The sequence below is a fragment of the Microbacterium sp. OVT16B genome (assembly GCF_019969705.1).
Classification (GTDB): Bacteria; Actinomycetota; Actinomycetes; order Actinomycetales; family Microbacteriaceae; genus Microbacterium; species Microbacterium natoriense.
The window spans coordinates 3219072-3238642 of sequence record NZ_JAHXZA010000001.1 but is presented as its reverse complement, the minus strand read 5'-3'; the positions used below and the strand labels follow the sequence as shown (position 1 = coordinate 3238642).

15 protein-coding genes are annotated in these 19571 nt (G+C 69.9%); 6 read left to right on the top strand and 9 right to left on the bottom strand.

Going from position 1 to position 19571, the window contains the following annotated elements; genetic code table 11:
* Nucleotides 1–68: 68 nt before the first annotated feature.
* From LC438_RS15305 to LC438_RS15295, 3 genes are read right to left on the bottom strand one after another with little or no spacing between them, the layout of a single operon-like run.
* Nucleotides 69–1286, bottom strand: coding sequence for an RNA polymerase sigma factor (locus tag LC438_RS15305; protein ID WP_223587081.1), 1218 nt, complete (start codon nt 1284–1286; stop codon nt 69–71).
* Nucleotides 1283–1618 carry a YciI family protein gene (locus LC438_RS15300; RefSeq protein ID WP_223587080.1) on the bottom strand — a complete coding sequence of 112 codons (336 nt, stop codon included), beginning with the start codon at nt 1616–1618 and terminating at the stop codon, nt 1283–1285. Before LC438_RS15300 ends, LC438_RS15305 begins: the two co-directional genes overlap by 4 nt.
* Before the next feature lie 13 nt (nt 1619–1631).
* Complete coding sequence (locus LC438_RS15295; protein WP_223587079.1) at nt 1632–2231, bottom strand: dihydrofolate reductase family protein; 600 nt, start codon at nt 2229–2231, stop codon at nt 1632–1634.
* Nucleotides 2232–2510: 279 nt separating this feature from the next.
* On the opposite strand from LC438_RS15295, the gene LC438_RS15290 reads away from it, so the two are divergent.
* Nucleotides 2511–8303 (top strand): DUF11 domain-containing protein, encoded by a 5793-nt coding sequence (locus LC438_RS15290; protein ID WP_223587078.1) that lies wholly within the window; start codon nt 2511–2513, stop codon nt 8301–8303.
* Nucleotides 8304–8420: 117 nt separating this feature from the next.
* On the opposite strand, the gene LC438_RS15285 is transcribed toward LC438_RS15290, so the two are convergent.
* Nucleotides 8421–9524 (bottom strand): acyl-CoA desaturase, encoded by a 1104-nt coding sequence (locus LC438_RS15285; RefSeq protein ID WP_223587077.1) that lies wholly within the window; start codon nt 9522–9524, stop codon nt 8421–8423.
* 24 nt (nt 9525–9548) lie between these two features.
* Complete coding sequence (locus LC438_RS15280) at nt 9549–10067, bottom strand: hypothetical protein (RefSeq protein WP_105675403.1); 519 nt, start codon at nt 10065–10067, stop codon at nt 9549–9551.
* 186 nt (nt 10068–10253) lie between these two features.
* On the opposite strand from LC438_RS15280, the gene LC438_RS15275 reads away from it, so the two are divergent.
* Nucleotides 10254–11138 (top strand): aldo/keto reductase, encoded by an 885-nt coding sequence (locus tag LC438_RS15275; protein ID WP_105675531.1) that lies wholly within the window; start codon nt 10254–10256, stop codon nt 11136–11138.
* A gap of 47 nt (nt 11139–11185) precedes the next feature.
* Here the strand turns inward: LC438_RS15275 and LC438_RS15270 are convergent, their stop codons facing one another.
* Complete coding sequence (locus LC438_RS15270) at nt 11186–11689, bottom strand: hypothetical protein (protein WP_219844616.1); 504 nt, start codon at nt 11687–11689, stop codon at nt 11186–11188.
* 351 nt (nt 11690–12040) lie between these two features.
* On the opposite strand from LC438_RS15270, the gene LC438_RS15265 reads away from it, so the two are divergent.
* The 4 genes from LC438_RS15265 to LC438_RS15250 all read left to right on the top strand — a co-directional run bounded on the left by LC438_RS15265 (nt 12041) and on the right by LC438_RS15250 (nt 16725).
* A complete protein-coding gene (locus tag LC438_RS15265) occupies nt 12041–13405 on the top strand; it encodes an RNA polymerase sigma factor (protein ID WP_105675407.1) in 1365 nt (454 codons plus the stop codon).
* Between the two features lie 193 nt (nt 13406–13598).
* Nucleotides 13599–15608, top strand: coding sequence for a putative Ig domain-containing protein (locus LC438_RS15260; RefSeq protein ID WP_181155920.1), 2010 nt, complete (start codon nt 13599–13601; stop codon nt 15606–15608).
* 241 nt (nt 15609–15849) lie between these two features.
* A complete protein-coding gene (locus LC438_RS15255) occupies nt 15850–16194 on the top strand; it encodes a CHY zinc finger protein (protein ID WP_223587076.1) in 345 nt (114 codons plus the stop codon).
* Nucleotides 16195–16233: 39 nt separating this feature from the next.
* On the top strand, nt 16234–16725 hold the full coding sequence (locus LC438_RS15250; RefSeq protein ID WP_223587075.1) for a nuclear transport factor 2 family protein: 492 nt from the start codon (nt 16234–16236) through the stop codon (nt 16723–16725).
* Here the strand turns inward: LC438_RS15250 and LC438_RS15245 are convergent.
* The 3 genes from LC438_RS15245 to LC438_RS15235 all read right to left on the bottom strand — a co-directional run bounded on the left by LC438_RS15245 (nt 16722) and on the right by LC438_RS15235 (nt 19560).
* Nucleotides 16722–18314 carry a sigma-70 family RNA polymerase sigma factor gene (locus LC438_RS15245; protein WP_223587074.1) on the bottom strand — a complete coding sequence of 531 codons (1593 nt, stop codon included), beginning with the start codon at nt 18312–18314 and terminating at the stop codon, nt 16722–16724. The two genes, LC438_RS15250 and LC438_RS15245, sit on opposite strands and share 4 nt — an antisense overlap.
* Before the next feature lie 260 nt (nt 18315–18574).
* Nucleotides 18575–19228, bottom strand: a complete 654-nt coding sequence (locus tag LC438_RS15240) for a cation transporter (RefSeq protein ID WP_223587073.1) — start codon at nt 19226–19228, stop codon at nt 18575–18577.
* The gene (locus tag LC438_RS15235; protein WP_223587072.1) at nt 19228–19560 is read right to left on the bottom strand and encodes a helix-turn-helix transcriptional regulator; all 333 of its coding nucleotides are present in this window, start codon (nt 19558–19560) and stop codon (nt 19228–19230) included. Before LC438_RS15235 ends, LC438_RS15240 begins: the two co-directional genes overlap by 1 nt.
* Nucleotides 19561–19571 lie beyond the last annotated feature (11 nt).

Here is a 19571-nt window from a genome sequence, read left to right as displayed (position 1 = left end):
GGCCTGGCACGTGGCGCCGGAACGGCGCCTTCTGCGTCAGGGCGCGACTCGTGCCGGCATCAAGGGCGTCAGCACCCCAGCTCGGCCCGCCGCCTCCTCAGATAGGCGACCTCCGCCGAGTTCTGCGCGAGAGAGATCGCCGCGTCGTACGCCACCCGGGCCTCGTCGTCGCGGCCCAGCTGCGCGAGCAGAAGGGCGCGGGCCGCGGGGAACGGGGGATATCCGCCGAGGTCGGCGGTGAGACCGTCCATCAGAGCCAGACCAGAGACCGCACCCTCGGACTCCCCGACAGCGATGGCTCTGCTGAGCCGCACGACCGGAGAGGGGTCGATCAGCACCAGCTGATCGTAGAGCGCCACCACCTGCGACCAGTCGGTCGCCGCCCCGTCGGTGTGCACCGCGTTGATCGCGGCCAGCAGCTGAAACCGACCGGGCGCGACGCCGGAGGCCAGCCGTTCGCGCACGAGCGCGTGCCCCTCGGAGATGAGCGCGGCATCCCACAGCATCCTGTCCTGCTCGAACAGCGGGATCAGCTCACCCGCGACGGAGACGCGCGCCGCGCGCCGAGCGTCGATCAGCAGCATCAGCGCCAGCAGCCCCGTGACCTCGCCGTTCGCCGGAAGCAGCTCGCGCAGCAGACGGGTGAGGCGGATCGCCTCGGCGGTGAGCTCCTGACGCAGCGGAGGAGAGGCGGAGTCCGATGCGAGGTACCCCTCATTGAAGACGAGGAACAGCACGGCCAGCACTCCCGACGTCCGCACGGGTAGATCCTCCGCCGTTGGCATGCGGTACGGGATGCCGCTCGCCGCGATCTTCGCCTTCGCCCGGGTGATGCGCGCGCCCATCGTCGTGTCCTGCACGAGGAACGCGCTCGCGATCTCCGGCACGCTCAGGCCGCCGACCATGCGCAGGGTGAGCGCGACGCGCGACTCCATCGTCAGCGCTGGATGGCAGCAGATGAAGAGGAGCCGCAGCCGATCGTCGTCGATCACGCCGAGCGGCGTCGTCTCGCCGTCGTACACGAGCATCGCCTCCCTGTGCCTCGCATCCCGCGTGCTCTCACGCCGGATGCGGTCGATCGCCTTGCGGACCGCCGTCGTCGTCAGCCACGCCCCCGGCGCGGGAGGGACCCCGTCGTCTGGCCAGCGCTCGGCCGCCGTCGCGAACGCCTCGGCCGCCGCATCCTCGGCCGTGTCGAGGTCGCCGAAGCGCTTGGCGAGCGTCGCGACGACCCGCGCCCACTCTTCGCGGTGGGCGCGGGACAGGGCGTCGCGGACCTCGGTCACACGGGCGGCGGAAGGATCGGACGGATCTCGAGCCGGCGATTGCACGCCTTCGATCCCTCGGCCATCAGCGCGAGCGCGACATCGAGGTCAGGGGCCTGGATGATCCAGAGCCCCGCGGCCCATTCCTTCGCCTCGGCGAACGGGCCGTCGGTGAAGACCGGCTCGGCGCCGCGCCCGTCGACGACCGTCGACGCCGTGGGATCGGCCAGTCCGGCGGCGAAGACCCAGTGCCCGCCGGCGACCAGCTTCTCGTTGAACGCGTCGATCGCCACGGCCTCCTCTTCGGTGCCGGACTCGCTGCGATGGTCGATGACGTTGACCAGGTAGTGCATGCGGTCGTTCCTCTCACTGCGCGTAGACGGGGCGGCCGCCCACTCGATAGGTCGATGCGATGATCCCGGTGCCGAACACCGTCGAGTCGACCAGATCCAGGGCGAAGTCGCGACCGCTCTGCGGGAACAACTTCTCTCCTTCGCCGACGATCACGGGAAACTGCACGAGGTTGATCTCGTCGACCAGCTCGTTCTCGAGGAGCCAGCGTGCGAGCGCTGCGCTGCCGACGACGAGGAGTTCGGCTCCCGGCTGCGATTTCAGGTCGCGGATCGCCCCGGCGACATCTCCCGAGACCACGGTGGTTCCCGACCAGGCGGGCGCGGTCAGCGTGTTCGAGACGACGTACTTCGGCGCCGAGCTGATCGCCTCGCCGAACCCGCCGTCGTCGCTGCGTGCTCCCCAGAACGTCTCGAACAGGCTGAACGTCTTCCGGCCCAGCAGAAACGCGTCGGGGCGGCGCCAGGTGTCGAGGATGTACTGCGCCGCATCCGCGTCGCCGAAGGGGATCGCCCAGCCTCCGCGGGTGAAACCGGGGTCCATCTCCTCGTTGTTGCCGCCGTTCGCTTGAGCGACTCCGTCGAGAGTGACCTGCAGGCTGACGGTGAGCTTCATGATGAGTACCTTTCTCTCACCAGTACCACGAACGCGGAAGGGCGGATTCGACATCCTCGGGCTGAAATATCGGTCTAACTGGGATGCTAGCTAGGCGTTCGCTGAAAAGATCTGCGCATAACCCCTAGGGTGGGGGGTTGTGGGTCCCCTGGTTCAGGGGATATTAGCAACGGGTAACCGGGGGAGAACGGGATGCCGATGAAGTGGGGATTCGGGCACGCCCGGAAAACACAGCTCAAGGGTTCGAAATCCATTGCGGCGGCGGTGGTGGCGGTCGTCGTGACCGCTCTCGCTGCGGTCAACGTGGTGGTGGTCGACCAGGGAACGGCGGTGGCCGCAGGCGGTCTGTCGTGCGGTGACGTCTACACCCAGCAGGGGGTGAGCCCGCGGAACATCTGGCAGATCGAACGCACCGGCGGAGCGCAGACCTCCGTCGGATCGTTCTCGATCGCCGGCGCGACCGGCAACCTCAACGGCACCGGCATCTACGACGCCGACCGTGACGGCTACGGCGAGATCATCGTCGGGGTCCTCCCGGCCAACGCCGGCACAGCTCGCTCGATCTACCAGTACTCCAGCATCACCGGCCAGACCACTCTGCTCGGCGCGGGAGAGGCGAATGCCGCGGTCACGCACGGCGCGATCAACCAGGCGAACGGCCACTACTACTACGGCGGCCTCACCGGCAACGTCCTGAACGTCTACGGCTTCAACACGACCACCAACCAGTCCATGGGCCTCGTCGCCACCGGCACGATCCCCAACGGCGGCGGCAACGGCGACTGGGCCTTCGACAGCCAGGGCAACCTCTACGTCGTCGCCGGCGGCAGCGGCGCGGGCACGGTGAACGTCGTGAGCGTCATCGACCAGAAGATCCCTGCCACCGCCGGCACCCCCGTGGCGATCACGGCCACCGAGCTCGTCCGCATCGACGCGGGCGGCACGGCGCTCAACGGCATCGCCTTCGCGGGCGACGGCTACCTGTACGTGGCGGGCGGCAACCGCATGTACAAGGTCAACCCGACCAGCGGCGCGGTCATCAGCAATGTGCCCTTCGCCACCGCCGGTTCGGTCGACATGGCCTCCTGCGCCTCCCCGAACACGGTCTCCATCGTCAAGGACTTCCCGGCGGGGCGTCACACCGCCTCCGACCAGGTCACCATGACGATCTCGGGCGCGGGCATCACCAAGGGCAACACGGCGACCACCGCCGGCACGGCCTCCGGCGTCCAGCCGCAGGAAGCCGGGCCCGTCCTCGTGCTCTCCGGTCAGCAGATCACCGTGACCGAGACCGGCACGGGAACCGGCAGGCCCAAGTACGACTCGAGCTGGACCTGCGTCGACCGCAACTCCGGCAACGTCCTGGCCTCCGGCACGGGCAGCACGGGCTCGTTCATCGTTCCGGACGGCGGTCCGAAGGGCGTCGCCGCGGTGTGCACGTTCACGAACGGCGCCCGGCTGCCGCACGTCTCGCTGCAGAAGACGGCGAGCACCTCGACCCTCGTCGCCGGCGAGACGGTGACCTACTCGTTCAAGGTCACCAACGACGGCAACGTGCCGCTGCACGACATCTCCGTGTCGGAGACCGCGTTCACCGGCGCCGGAGCGATGTCGGCGATCAGCTGCCCGGCGCTGCCCCAGCCGCTGGCGACCGGAGCCTCGACCACCTGCACCGCGTCGTACGTGGTGCGCCAGGCCGACGTCAACGCGGGAGCCGTGGACAACACCGCGACCGCGCGAGCCGTCTCTCCCGACGACATCGCCGTGACCTCGACCCCCTCCAGCGTCCGCCTCACCGCGACGCAGACCCCGGGCATCACGATCAAGAAGTCCTCCGACACCGCCGTGCTCGTCGTCGGCGAGACCGTGAAGTTCAGCTTCGTCGTGACCAACACCGGAAACGTGACGCTGAACAACGTCGGCGTCAACGAGACCGCCTTCACCGGCGCCGGCACGATGTCGGCGGTGAGCTGTCCCGCTGATCGGACTCTCGCCCCCGGTGCGCAGCTCGTCTGCACGGCCACGTACGTGGTGCAGCAGGCGGATGTCGATGCCGGCTCCATGGACAACACCGCGACCGCGACGGGCACCCCGCCCTCTGGCATCCCGGTGACGTCCGACCCGTCGACGACGCGCACGCCGTCGGTCCCCGACCCGTCCGTGTCGATCGTCAAGACGGCCGACCGCGCCACCCTGGTCGCAGGTCAGACCGTGACGTACTCCTTCCGGGTGACGAACACGGGCAACGTGACGCTGACGAACGCGTCGGTCGTGGAGGGGACGTTCTCCGGAGCGGGCTCGCTCTCGGCCGTGACGTGCCCGTCCGACCGCACGCTCTCCCCGAACGAGTTCATGGACTGCACGGCCACGTACGTGGTGCAGCAGGCTGACGTGGATGCCGGCGTGCTCGACAACACGGCCACGTCGACCGGCACCCCGCCCTCGGGCGGCCCCGTGACGTCCGACCCCTCGGCGGCGCACCTCACCGCGGCGCAGACGCCCTCGGTGGCTCTGGTGAAGACCGCGGACCGGACGAACCTCGTCGTCGGTCAGACGATCACGTACACCTTCGCGATCACGAACACGGGCAACGTGACGTTGACCGATACCGCTGTGGTGGAGGGGTCGTTCTCCGGCGCCGGCGCCCTGTCGGCCGTCTCGTGCCCCGCCGATCGGACGCTCGCCCCCGGTGGGGAGCTGGAGTGCACGGCGACGTACGTGGTGCAGCAGGCGGATGTGGATGCCGGTGCGATCGACAACACGGCCACCGCCACGGGCACCCCGCCGTCGCGGACCCCGGTGGTCTCCGCTCCGTCCGAGGCGAAGGTCACGGGTGCGCAGGCTCCCGCGATCACGATCGCGAAGACCGCGAACCGGACGAACCTCGTCGCGGGCGACACGGTGACCTACTCGTTCCGTGTGACGAACACGGGCAACGTGACCCTGACGGACGCCTCCGTGGTGGAGGGGACCTTCACGGGGGCGGGCTCGCTCTCCGCCGTGACGTGCCCGGCCGACCGGACGCTCTCGCCGGATGAGTTCATGGACTGCACGGCCACGTACGTGGTGCAGCAGGCGGATGTGGATGCCGGCTCGGTCGACAACTCCGCGACCGCGACGGGCGCCCCGCCCACCGGCGACCCGGTGACCTCGGCGCCCTCCGCGGCGAACATCACCGGAACGCAGACTCCGGCGATCTCGATCAAGAAGTCCTCCGACACCGCCGTGCTCGTCGTGGGCGAGACCGTCACGTTCTCGTTCGTCGTCACGAACACCGGCAACGTCACGCTGACGGATGCCGCCGTGCAGGATGTCTCCTTCACGGGCGCCGGCACGATCTCGGCCGTGGACTGCCCGGCCGACCGGACGCTGACTCCCGGCGCGCAGATGGTGTGCACGGCGACCTACGTGGTGCAGCAGGCGGATGTCGATGCGGGTTCCATGGAGAACACCGCGACCGCGACGGGCACCCCGCCCTCCGGTACCCCGGTGACCTCCGACCCGTCGACGACGCGTACGCCGTCGGTCCCGGACCCGTCGGTGTCGATCGTCAAGACCGCCGACAAGCGCACGCTGGTGGCCGGCGAGACGGTGACGTACTCGTTCCGTGTGACGAACACGGGCAACGTGACGCTGACGAACGCCTCGGTCGTGGAGGGGACGTTCTCCGGCGCAGGGGCGCTCTCGGCCGTCGACTGCCCGGTGGATCGGACGCTCTCGCCGAACGAGTTCATGGACTGCACGGCCACCTACGTGGTGCAGCAGGCGGACGTGGATGCCGGCCGCATCACGAACTCCGCGACGTCGACGGGCACTCCTCCGACGGGTGATCCCGTCGTGTCGGGTCCGTCTGAGGTGAGCATCACCGCGACGCAGTCCCCGGCGATCACGATCGTGAAGTCGGCGGACAAGACGCAGCTGGTCGCAGGCGAGACCGTGACGTATACGTTCCTCGTGACGAACACGGGCAACGTCACTCTGACCGACGCCTCCGTGGTGGAGGGCGAGTTCACGGGCGCGGGTGCGCTGTCGGCGCTGGACTGCCCGACGGATCGGACGCTGGCTCCCGGTGGGGAGCTGGAGTGCACGGCGACCTACGTGGTGCAGCAGGCCGATGTCGATGCCGGCGCGGTGGACAACTCCGCGACCGCGACGGGCAACCCGCCCACCGGCGACCCGGTGGTCTCGGAGCCCTCTGAGGTGAACATCGCGGCGACGCAGTCCCCGGCGATCACGATCGTGAAGTCGGCCGACAAGACGCAGCTCGTGCTCGGCGAGACCGTGACGTACACGTTCCTCGTGACGAACACGGGCAACGTGACCCTGACCGACGCCTCCGTCGTCGAGGGGACGTTCACCGGTGCGGGTGCGCTGTCGGCACTGGACTGCCCGGCGAACCGGACCCTGGCTCCCGGTGGGGAGCTGGAGTGCACGGCGACGTACGTGGTGCAGCAGGCGGATGTCGATGCCGGTGCGGTGGACAACTCCGCGACCGCCACGGGCACCCCGCCCACCGGCGACCCGGTGGTCTCGGAGCCCTCTGAGGTGAGCATCGCGGCGACGCAGTCCCCGGCGATCACGATCGTGAAGTCGGCGGACAAGACGCAGCTGGTCGCGGGGGAGACGGTGACGTACACGTTCCTCGTGACGAACACCGGCAACGTGACCCTGACCGACGCCTCCGTCGTCGAGGGGACGTTCACCGGTGCGGGTGCGCTGTCGGCGCTGGACTGCCCGACGGATCGGACCCTCGCCCCCGGTGGGGAGCTGGAATGCACGGCCACGTACGTGGTGCAGCAGGCGGACGTCGATGCGGGAGCGGTGGACAACTCCGCGACCGCCACGGGCAACCCCCCGACCGGTGGCCCGGTGGTCTCGGCGCCGTCCGCGGTGAACATCGCGGCGACGCAGTCTCCGGCGATCACGATCGTGAAGTCCTCCGACAAGGCGCAGCTCGTGCTCGGAGAGACGATCACGTATTCGTTCGTCGTCACCAACGCCGGCAACGTCACCCTGAGCGACGTGGAGATCGCGGAGGGCGAGTTCACGGGCGCCGGAGACATCTCCGCGGTCGAGTGCCCGGCCGACCGCACGCTCGCACCCGGTGCGCAGCTGATCTGCACGGCGACGTACGTCGTGCAGCAGGCCGATGTGGACGCGGGGCGCGTGGCGAACACCGCCACCGCGACGGGCACGCCTCCTGGCGGCGACCCGATCGAGTCGGACCCGTCGACCACGACGAGCGATGCGACCCCTGCTCCGGCGCTCGCGATCGTGAAGACCGCGGACAAGACCGACCTCGTCGTCGGCGAGACCGTGACCTACACGTTCACCGTGACCAACACCGGCAACGTGACGATGTCTGCGGTGGCCGTCGCCGAGGGCGACTTCAGCGGCGCCGGTGAGCTCTCGGCTCTCGACTGCCCTGACGCACGCACCCTCATCCCCGGTCAGCAGCTCGTCTGCACGGCGACCTACACGGTGCAGCAGGCCGATGTGGATGCCGGTGCGCTCGAGAACAGCGCGACGGCATCCGGCACCCCGCCCACTGGCGAGCCTGTCGTGACGGACCCGTCCCGTGTCGTCATCGAGGGGTCCCAGAACCCCGCGCTGTCGCTCGTGAAGGTCGCCGACAAGCAGGTCGCACGGGAAGGCGACACCGTCACCTACACGTTCACGGTGACCAACACCGGCAACGTGACGGTCGCCGACGTCGCCATCGCCGAGGGAGCCTTCACCGGCACCGGCGCGCTGTCGACGCCCGTGTGCGCCGACGGTGGACGCAGCCTGGCGCCCGGTGAGAAGGTCGTCTGCACGGCGACGTACGTCGTGCAGAAGGCCGACGAGAAGAAGGGCTCCCTGGAGAACACGGCGACGGCGACCGGAACGCCTCCGAGTGGACCGAAGATCGTCTCCGACCCCTCCACAGCGAAGACCGGAGTGCTCGCGGTCGCGCTGCCGCCCACGGGCGGTGAGCTCGCCGTCGGCGCGCTCACGTTCTCGGTGCTGCTGATGCTGGCGGGCGCCGGACTCGTCGCTCGCACCCGTTCGCGTCGGTCGCGCACCGCATGACACCAGGAGACGCCGCAGCACACTCCCCGTGCCGGCGTCTCCTGGCTCCCGCTCCGTGCGGGGTCGAGGAGTGGAGGTCGGCCCCGCACGGACTCCGGAGATCAGGGTGCGCTCTGATCATCCCCTCGCCAAGCCCACGGCGCTCCGCTGCTCCACGAGCGGACAGGTGAACACGTCGCGCTCGCCCAGCCCCACGCGGTTGATGTAGCGGACCACGATCGCGTACGACGCGAGCAGCCCGACGCGTGTGTACCGCACGTCGTGCGCATCGCAGTACGCGGCGACGACCGGTGCGGCCCTGCGCAGATGCGGCCGAGGCATCGACGGGAAGAGGTGGTGCTCGACCTGATAGTTGAGCCCGCCCATGGCGACGTCCAGGAAGCGGCCGCCCTTGACGTTCCTGCTCATCAGCACCTGACGCCGGAGGAAGTCCAGGGTCATGTCGCGGGGCACCACCGGCATCCCCTTGTGGTTCGGGGCGAACGCGATGCCCATGTAGAACCCGAAGAGCCCCAGCTGCACGGCGAGGAAGACGAAGGCGATCCCCGGGGAGAGCACGATGAAGACCAGCACCAGATAGCCGATCATCCGGATGCTGAGGAAGGCGATCTCCGCCCATCTCCTCTCGAGGCGCCCTTTCGTGCACACCCGCCGGACGCTCGACGCGTGCAGCGACAGCCCCTCGAAGAGGAGGATCGGGAAGAACAGCAGCCCCTGGTGCGCCCGCATCCACGCCACGGGCGGGCTGTGGTGCCGTGCCGCCGTCTCCGCCGTGACCGCGATGACGGGGAGCTCGATGTCGGGATCGGAGCCGAGCTTGTTCGGATTGGCGTGGTGGCGGGTGTGCTTGTGCTGCCACCAGCCGTAGCTCATCCCCACCAGCAGGTCTCCGAGGACGATGCTGACCCAGTCGTTCCAGCGGCCGGACACGAAGATCTGCCGATGCGCGGCGTCGTGTCCGAGGAACGCGATCTGCGTGAACACGATCGCCAGGACGGCGGCGGTGAACAGCTGCCACCAGGTGTCGCCGATCCAGACGAAGGCGATGAGCGTGACCGCCACGGCGAGAGGAGCGGCCACGAGCTTCGTCCAGTAGTAGCCGTATCGGCGGCGCAGCAGACCGAGTCCGCGGATCTGCTGCGCCAGTTCGGTGAAGGTGCTCGTCGCACGCGGGGCGCTGTCGCGCGGGCGCGTGCGGACGATCGGACGGATGCCGTCCATGATGACCTCTTCTCGGGCGCCGCCCTATGCGCGGACGGCACCGCCCTCTTCGACCCAGTCGTCGATGCGCGCGTCGTCGTCGAGGGCGACCTCCGCAGTGCGACGGGTGAATGCCACCGACTCGGCCAGGGCGGCGACGGATGCCGCGCGCTCCTGCTCGCGATCGGAGGCGTCCTGGAAACGGTGGGCCGCGATCTCATGCTCCGCCTGGAGGGCGGCGCTGATCTCGGCCAGTCGCTCGGCGATCACGGCAGCGAGGCCGTCGCGGAGCTCTTCCAGGTTGGTGTTCGCGATCTCCAGACGACGATCGGCGACATGCAGCTCGACGGTCGGGAATCCGTTCGCGGACAGGTGGGCGCGCGTCTCGCTGCCCTGGATCGCGGCGACCTCGTCGCGATCGGTCTTGCGCGTGAACACCGCTTCCACGGTGTAGTGGTCGGGAGCGTCATTCGTCATCAGCGTCGCGGGGAGCGAGCCGACGAGGACGGATTCCAGACCCAGCAGGTCGGGGCTGTGCCCCGCGATCTTCAATTGTGCGTTCATGTACCGACGTTACGCCCGGTTGCTGTGTGCGCTCACAGCAACCGGGCGTGGATCGGCTCGCGGAGAGGGGTACCGGCAGTACCGGGTTTCCCGGTGACTCCCGTGCGCACGTGAGCGGTGATGGAATGAGCGTCGAGTCGACGCGGAGTGCCGCGCGATGCGAACCGACCGGAAGGACTCGCGATCATGATCGACCTCACACTCAACAACGGTGTCGTGCTCCCCGCGCTCGGGCTCGGCGTGTTCCAGAGCCCGCCGGAGGAGACGGCGGCGGCCGTCGACACCGCCCTGCGCGCGGGATACCGCCACATCGACACGGCGGCCGCGTACCGCAACGAGCGGCAGGTCGGGGAAGGGCTGCGCCGCTCCGGCATCCCTCGGGATGAGGTGTTCCTCGAGACGAAGGTGTGGGTCAGCGACTACGGCTACGAGCAGACGCTGCACGCGTTCGAGAAGGCCGTCGGCAAGCTGCAGGTGGAGACGCTGGATCTGCTCCTGCTGCACCAGCCGGCGCCGACGCGATTCGAGGCCACCGTCGCGGCGTACCGGGCGTTGGAGACTCTGCTCGCGGAGGGGAGGGTCCGCGCGATCGGCGTCAGCAACTTCATGCCGAACCACCTCGACCGCCTGCTCGCAGAGACGGACGTGGTTCCTGCCGTCAACCAGGTCGAGGTGCACCCCTACTTCACCCAGCCCGAGGTCCAGGCTGCGAACGCGGCCCACGGCATCCTCACCCAGGCGTGGTCGCCCATCGGCGGCATCACGTTCTACCCGGGGTGGGGAGACGGCAAGCGCAGCGTGATCGAGGACCCCACGATCGGCGAGATCGCCGCCGCGCACGACAAGAGCCCGGCGCAGATCATGCTCCGCTGGGGCATCGAGCAGGGGCGTTCGGTCATCCCGAAGTCGGTCAACCCCGCCCGGATCGCCGAGAACCTCGACGTCTTCGACTTCGCGCTGACGGGGGAGGAGCTCGCCCGCATCGACGCGCTCGACACGGGCGTGCGCGGCGGCCCCGACCCCGATCAGCCCCGCGATGCGTTCTTCGACGTCGTGATCGACGAAGCCTGACCCCGTGACGCGGGCGCCGCTCAGGGAGCCCCGTCTCTCCGAGCGGCCTACCCGTGCGCGAGGACCTGCAGCCCGATCACGGCCAGGCCCAGTGCTGCCTCCGCGCCCAGCGCGACCAGCCGCTGATACCAGGTGAGCGGGATGCGGCGCACGGCTATCCAGCCGATCACGACGAGCGACGCGACGAGGGCGATCGTGCCCGCGCGCAGCGCAGCCTCTGCGCTCCAGACGCCGAGCCCGGCGAGGCCGAGGAAGACGAACGGCAGGGCGACCGAGCTGAGCGCTCCGAAGCTGGAGCCGAGGGCGTGGCCGAGCTCCTGGCGGGTGAAGAACCTGCCGTGCACGACGATGTGGGAGACGGCATCCGCGGTGAACACGGCGAGCAGCGTGCCGAGAACGGTGACGATCAGGGTGGTGGCGGCCTCGCCGGCGGTGACGTGGCCATGACTCGACAGCGCGAGGACGACGGCGAGTGCGGCGAAGGTGAGGTAGATCCGCTCCTTCAGATGGGCGGCACGAGCGGCGCGTTCGGTCTCGTCGATCTCTTCCACCCTGCGTCTCCCGATCCGTACGCGTGTTGCCCTGAGCGCGGGCGGCGGCGAACCGCTCCGCGCGATTCCGCGATCATCTCATGAGCCGGGTTCTCTTCCCGCACACCGTCAGATTCGCGGTTCGTTCTCGTTGTGTTCAGTGGGGGGCGTCGACGAGTCGGGGCGGTCGCGCAGCGAGGGGGTCTCAGCGGCCGCGCCGACTCGTTCCGAGGGCGCGGACACAATCCGACCAGGATGCGGTGATCAGCGCATCCGCATCGTAGTGTCGGCGTTATCGGGACGGCGTGTCATCGTCCCGTCGCGTGCCGTGCCCGACGGCGCGCGAAACGGGGGTGCAGCAGGGGAGAGGAAATGACGGACGGACCAGCGCCCGCTGATCGGCGTGCCCTCGACGACGCACGCGCCCGCGCGGCGAACGAGGGAGACCGCGGTGCCGCGGGAGAGTACCTCGCCGACAATCTGCCGCACCTGCTGTACATGGCCCGATGGATCGCGAACGGCGTCATCGACCACGAGGATCTGGCGTCCGAGGCGATCACCGCGCTGCTGGGCGTGTGGGCTCAGGGCACGGGCCCGACGACGAACCCGAACACGTACGTCGCCCGCTCGATGCGCAATCGGGTGATCGACGAGTACCGCTCGCCGCGATCCCGTGTGCGCGGAGTCATCGACGCGGATGCCGAGATGACGCCCCATGTCGACTCGACGAGGGATGCCGACCTGCACCGCGAGTACCGCTACGTCACGTCTGCGCTTCGTTCCCTTCCGCCCGACCAGCAGCAGGTGCTCGTCGGGGTCGTCATCGACGGCCGCAAGCCGGCGGAGCTCGAAGCCGAGCTGGGCAGGCCGGCGTCGGCGATCTACTCGCTCGTGCGGCGGGCGAAGGTCGGGCTGCGCAGGGCGACGCTGCGGGAGATCCTGGAGGACGGCGCCCCTGAGGAGTGCAGACGGGCAGCCCGACGGCTCCCCGAGACGGTGACCGAACTCGTCGACGATGCGCCGGACTCACGTGGCATGTCGCACATCCGCACCTGCGCCCGGTGTCGCGCCGCATGGGCGCGGTTCGGTGCGTTGACGACGCTCTTCGGCGTGATCCCGCTCTTCGTCGTGGGGAGCGTGCTGGATGCTCCGAGCCCTGCCCAGGCCGACGAGGGGCGCGGTCCCGACGCTGAGAGAGCGCCCGATGCGCCGAGTGCGCGCCGAACGCCCCGCATGCCGAGCACCGTGTCGGGAGCGGTGGCCCGATGGTGGTCTCGGGTGCCCGCGTCGACCTCCCGTGCCCTCGCCATCCTGTCGATCGTCACCGGAGTGGGGCTTCTCGTGCTCGCCGGAGTGCAGCAGTTCCTTCCGGCCGGGGCTGATCCGAGGGGGAGCTTCAGCGTGACATCGCACGCGGTCGGGGAGGGGCGCGCGGAGATCGACGTCGCGCTGGATCTGGAGGCAGCGGAGGACGTCCGACTGGTTCTGATCCTGCCCGCCGGGATGGCCGTCGTGGAGGTTCCGGAGGGGTGGGACTGCACCACGGGCCCGGCCGGGGCCGTGTGCCAGGCCGACGGCGGCGGTGACGGGCGGTTCGTCCTCTCCGACTCCCGCCCTGATGACGAGGGTCGGTACTCGCTCTCGCTGTCGGGTCGGATGGACGATCGTGACGTGACGGGTCGCGCGCAGGGGGAACTGCGCTCGACCCCGCAGACGGTGCGGGCCTTCGTCGGCTGACGCCGTCAGATTCTCGCCGCTGCCTCGTTAACCCAGGAGAGGGTGCGCTCCGTCAGACGGGCGCGCTCTGTCGGAGGGCGAACGCGCTCCGACATACCGATCCGCGGTATTCGCGTAATGGATCGCCGGAGCGAGCATCTCTCTCCTCGGGCGCATTGCGGGGATGCCGCCGGAAGAACGCTGGGGAGCATTCATGTCTGAACGAAATCGTGCGCCGTTTCGGCGCCTGCTGGGTACGGGAGCGACGGTGGGAGCGGTCCTCGCGATCACCGCATCGGGCATCGGATGGGCGGCGCCGACTCCTGATTCCGGGCCCGTCGCCGGAGGGACGACCGTCCTCATCGACTGCGTCGAGGTGTCGCCGATCGACATGTTCGCCGCCGGCGGCATGAACGCGATGATCGTCACGAAGGACGACAGGGTCCTGACCTGGGGCGCATGGCAGTACGGCGCCAACGGCAACGGAGGCGGTTCGGGTCCTGCGCAGATCTCGCAGGGCGAGATCCCCGCGGGCGCTGACATCGTGGATGCCGACTACGACCAGTACGCCGGGTATGTGCTCGCCGCTGACGGGAGCATCTACGCCTGGGGCATGAACTCGTCGGGTCAACTCGGCATCGGCGCCTTCAACCCGTCGGAGTCGGCGACGCCCGTCAAGGTGCACCAGGGGCAGATCCCCGCCGGTGTCACCCCGGTGTCGCTCGCGATCGGATCCGGACGCGCCTCCGTGCTCGCCGACAACGGCTGGGTCTACAGCTGGGGCGAGCCCTCGAACGGCGAGGGGACGAACAACTGGCGTCCTGAGCCGGTGGCTCTCGCGCAGGGGCAGATCCCCGCGGGTGTCACCATCACGCAGATCGCGAACGGCAACGGCAACGCCTACGCTCTCGGCAGCGACGGCTGGATCTACTCGTGGGGCGGCAGCTTCATGGGCGGCAACGGCGACGGAAACGTCGGCGGTCCTGACCGGCTCTCGCCGGTGAAGCTCGCGCAGGGCGCCGTCCCCGCGGGGGTCACGTTCACCCAGGTCGCGGCAGGGTCGTACGTCGGCTACGCGCTCGGCACCGACGGCAAGATCTATTCGTGGGGCAACAACGGCAACGGTTCGCTCGGTATCGGCGACCCCGCCGCGCCTGCGTCGGGCGTGCCCGTAGCGGTCGCGCAGGGCGAGATGCCCGCAGGAATCGGCATCACGAAGATCGTCGCCAGCGAATTCCACACTCTCGTCCTCGCCGACGACGGCAGCATGTACAGCTGGGGGTCCAATCCCGACGGGCAGCTCGGCAACAACACGATGACCAACGCGGCCGCCCCGATGAAGGTCGACACGAGCGACATCCCCGCCGGAGTCACGATCACGGACATCGAGGTCGGCCTCCAGGCGTCGTTCGGGCTGGGCTCGGACGGGCGGCTCTACAGCTGGGGCGGAATGCGGCCCAGCTGGGGCGGGATCTCGGGTCCGGCGCAGCTGGGCAGCTACGCCTCCGAGGGACGCATGCGGCCGGGACTGGCGCTGAGCTTCGGAGTCACCGAGGTCACCTTCGACGGCATCCCCGGAACCGACCTCGACGCATCGGGCTGCCCGATCAGCGTCGTGACCCCGCCGCACGTGCACGGGCCGGTCGACGTCGCCGTGACCACGGGGCTGATCGCCGGCACGACGCCGACGCCGTACCAGACCTCGACCGTCTATCCCGGCGGCTTCACCTACCTCGAGCCGCCCGTGATCGTCACTCCGACGCTGCCCGGCGGAACCGTCGGCACCGGCTACACGGCCATGGTCGAGGCGACGGGCCCCGGTCCGATCACCTTCGCCGTATCCGCGGGGTCTCTGCCGCCGGGAATCGTGTTCGACGGAGCGACCGGGGCGCTCAGCGGAACCCCGACGGCGGCCGGCACCTACACGTTCACCGTGACCGCGACGAACGAGTACGGCACCGACACCCAGGAGTACACGATCGTGATCGTCGACCGGACGGTGCAGCCGACGCCCAGCCCGACGCCGACCGATCCGTCTGGTGGCGGGTCCGGAGGCACGGGCGGAGGCAGCGGGGCCGGTGGCGGCTCGCACGGCGGAAGCGCCTCGCTGGCGATCACCGGAGGCACCGCGTCCTTCGCGATCGTCGCGGCGGCGGTGGGCAGCATCCTCACGCTCGCGGGCGGGGTGTACCTGATCGGGTCGCGTCGCCGACGCGCATCCTGAGAAATCTGCGCGGGGACCGACAGATTCCCTCCGGACATCCGTTGGTACTCATAGCCCGTCTCCCCGGGCTGACCGTGACCTCCCCGTCACGCGGTGCACAGCACCTCCCCTGAAGGGCGGCACTCCCCACGTGCCCCCTTCAACACCTCCCCGAGGGGCGGCGCTCTCCCCGAGCGCCGCCCCTCTTCTCTTCTCCCAGCGGCGTTCCTCTCCGGAGGGTCGCGGGCGCACAATGGGGAGCATGGATCCGACGTCGACGCCCGGAGCCCCGCCCGTGCGGGGAGCGGTGGTCGACGGGCAGACACGATGCGTCCACTACCGGTCCGAGCTCGACGTCGTCGCGATCCGGTTCGCGTGCTGCGGCGAGTTCTATCCGTGCCACTTCTGCCACGAAGAGGCTGCCGGGCATCCCTCGGCGGTGTGGCCGCTCGACGAACGCGGTGCCGAGGCGGTGCTGTGCGGCGTCTGCGGCTCCGTGCTCACCATCGCCGAGTATCTGGAGTCCTCCTCATGTCCGCGTTGCGCGGCGGGGTTCAACCCCGGGTGCTCCCTTCATGCGCACCTGTACTTCGAGGTGGCCCCGTAGACTCTGGGCACCGCAGGGCAGCCGGCAGGGGGCGACATCGTGGACGTGATCGAGCAGTGGAAGAGCGCGGGCGAGACGGCGGATGCTGCGCTCGCCGCGGAGGTCCTCGCCGACGACGCCGTGCTGATCTCTCCGCTCACGGACGGCTTCGCCTTCCGCGGGCGTGAGCAGATCCGCGAGCTCCTCGTCTCGGCGTTCGAGGTTCTCGACGGCATCCGCTTCGACGGCGAGGTGCGCGGCGACGATGAGGTCGTGCTGTTCGCGACGACCACGGTCCGTGGGCGCACGCTCAACGAGTGCCAGTGGCTTCGCCTCGACGACTCCGGACTGATCCGAGAGCTGACGCTGTACATGCGACCGCTTCCCGCGGTGACCGCCTTCACGCGCGCGCTCGGGCCGGTGATCGCCCGTGCGCAGGGGCATGCGGGAACGGCACGGGTGCTGACCGCCGCTGGCGCGCTGCTCGACGGCGTGGCCTCGTCGGGAGACCGGACGTCCATGCCGATGGCGGCGCCGGGGCGCTCCGGCTAGTAGACCGAGAACACGGATTGGGCGGCGGCCTCGCCGATCCGACCCTCTGCGTCGACGTAGTGCACCGATACGGTGTGCTCGCCCTCGGGCAGCGTCACCACGAACGCGTCGGACCAGCCGAGGGCGTCCGGGGCGATCCCGATCGTCTGCGCGTCCACGACGATGGCGAGGTCGGCGTCACCGGCGCCCCACACCGCGATGCTGGCCGTGTCTTTCTTCGCGTCGGTCGTCACCCGGACGACGACGGTCGACGACCACCAGGATGAGCCCCGCGGCCCGGTCGTGAGGGCGTCGACGCGCTCGTCGTCCTCGTTGGCATCGTTGCGCGCGGGCGTCGCCTCATCCCTGTGATCGTTGCCGAAGGCGTTGCCGCTGCCGGGTTTCGTGACGATCTCCACGGGCTTCTCGGCGGCGGATGGCGCCGTCGTCTCGACGGGATCGAGCAGCGGTGCGGCCGGCGGCACGGCGGGTGGGGGAGTCGGGTCGGGCATCGCCGACGGGGCGGCCGGAGTCGGCTCGGCGGGCTCGGCGACGGCAGGCGATGCCGAGGGGGTCGGAGCGGATGCCGTGGGCACGGAGGCCGACACCGTGGGTGTGAGCACACCGGTCGCGTCCGGCGCCGCATCGGGGCGCACGAACAGGCTGCCCCCGACCGACAGCGCCACCGCGGTCGCCGCGGCGACAGGCCACAGCAGGGCCGCCGAGTGGCCGGCTGCGTGGAGCACCGGCTGCGCGCCGGCGGATGCTCCCACCCAGCCGGACAGCCCCGTCGTGCCCACGACCGCGGCCGCGGCCTGCTCTGCGTGGAAGAGCGCGGGAGCGAGCACGAGACCTGCACCGCCGGCCAGGAGCGGGCCGATGGTCATCGCTCTGGCGAGCTTCCTGGCCTCGCCCGCGGCCGAGCGGCAGGTCGCGCACCCGTCGAGGTGCGCGGTGACGAAGCGCTCGGAGCGCGGAGAGAGATCGTCGTGCGCGTACGCTCCGAGCATCTCGATCACGCGCGCGTGGTCGGTGCCGTCGGGCGCCGCTCGAAGATGGGCCCGGATCCATGCCTTGCGAAGGGCGTCGCGGGCGCGGTAGGTGAGCGCGGCCGCCGAGTTGGGGCGGATGCCGAGGAGTTCGGCGATCTGACGAGGGGGCAGCTGTTCCACCTCGCTCAGCCACAGCGCGTGCTGCCAGCGTTCGGGGAGCGAGTCGAACGCCTCCGCCAGAGCGGTCGAGTTCACCATCGCCTCGACGTCGATCGCGCCGAGGACGGACGGCGGATGCTCGGTGTCGTCCAGGGAGCTCATCAGCGGCGTGCGGCGTGCGTGGCTCATCCAGGTGTTCTTGACCGTCGTGAGCAGATAGGGGCGGAAGCTGCGCTGCGGACCCTTGCCGGCCCTGAGCTGGCGGAGGATGCTGACGAACGCGTCGGACACCACGTCTTCGGGGTCGGGCGGCGACGAGCCGAGACTCCGCGCGTACGCGACGGCCACGGGTGCGTGTCGGCGCCAGAGCTCGGAGAAGGCGTGGCGATCGCCGTCACGGCTGCGGAGCAGAAGCTGACCGTCTGTCTCCGCGTCTGTCGTGTCGCTGGGGTCGTCCATGGAACCTCGTCTTGCCGATCGGCTTCGGGCGCCGGTCGTGAAGCGAGACTACCTCACGCCGGTGAACGGGCCGGAGGAGGAGAAGGGGCGAGCGGGGCCATGGGAGGCGGCCCCGCTCGCCGGGCCGCGAAGTGAGGGGAGATGCGGCCCAGACGCAGATACGAAGGTTATCCCCAAGATCCGTTCTTCGTCACATGAGCAAGACGGTGCGAGGGGCGGATGATGACGCGAGTTCGGCAAAGTTTCTCCGAGTGCGTGGTTCAGTGCTCCGCGTGATCGTCCTCGAGGAGCATGCCCACCGATGTCGCGCAGGCGTCTCCCTTCCACGCCTCGAGCCCTTCGCGCACCGCGAAGACGGCGATCACGAGGCCGGCGACGGCATCCGCCCACCACCATCCGAACAGGCTGTTCAGAACGAGTCCGAGGAGCACGGCCGCCGAGAGGTACGTGCAGATCAGGGTCTGCATCGAGTCCGCGACGGCGGTGGCCGAACCGATTTCCCGGCCGGCCCTCCGCTCGGCGAGAGAGAGGAACGGCATCACCACGACGCTCACGGCGGTGAGGATGATCCCGACCGTGCTGTGCTCCGGGCGGGTGCCGCCGAGGAGCGTGAGAGCCGATGACACCGTGACGTAGGCCGCCAGGGCGAAGAACGCGATCGCGATGACCCGCAGAGTGGGCTTCTCCCAGCGCTCGGGGTCGCGACGGGTGAACTGCCAGGCGACCGCCGCCGCGGACAGCACCTCGATCGTCGAGTCCAGACCGAAGCCGATCAGGGCCGTCGATGAGACGGCTGAGCCGGCCGCGATCGCGATGACGGCCTCGATCAGGTTGTAGCCGATGGTCACGGCGACGATGATCCGGATGCGCCTCTCCAGAACCGCGCGCCGCTCCGGTGCGATCGTCGACGCCATCAGCAGGTGCACCCTTCGCCGTCGCAGCAGCCGGGTTCGACGATGAGCGCCACCCGCATCAGGTCGCCGAGGGCCGGGGCGAGATGCTCGTCGGCGAGGCGGTAGCGGCTGCGGCGTCCGTCGGGGACGCTCTCGACCAGGCCGCAGCCGCGGAGGCAGGCGAGATGATTGGACATCACCTGCCGTGTGACGTCGAGCGTCTCGGCGAGGTCGGACGGATATGACGGCGCCTCCCGGAGGGCGAGCAGGATGCCGGCCCTGGTGGGGTCGGACAGCGCATGCCCCAGGCGGGACACGGCTGCGGTGTGGGTGAGGGAGGCGGTGGTCGTCACGTCCTCAATGT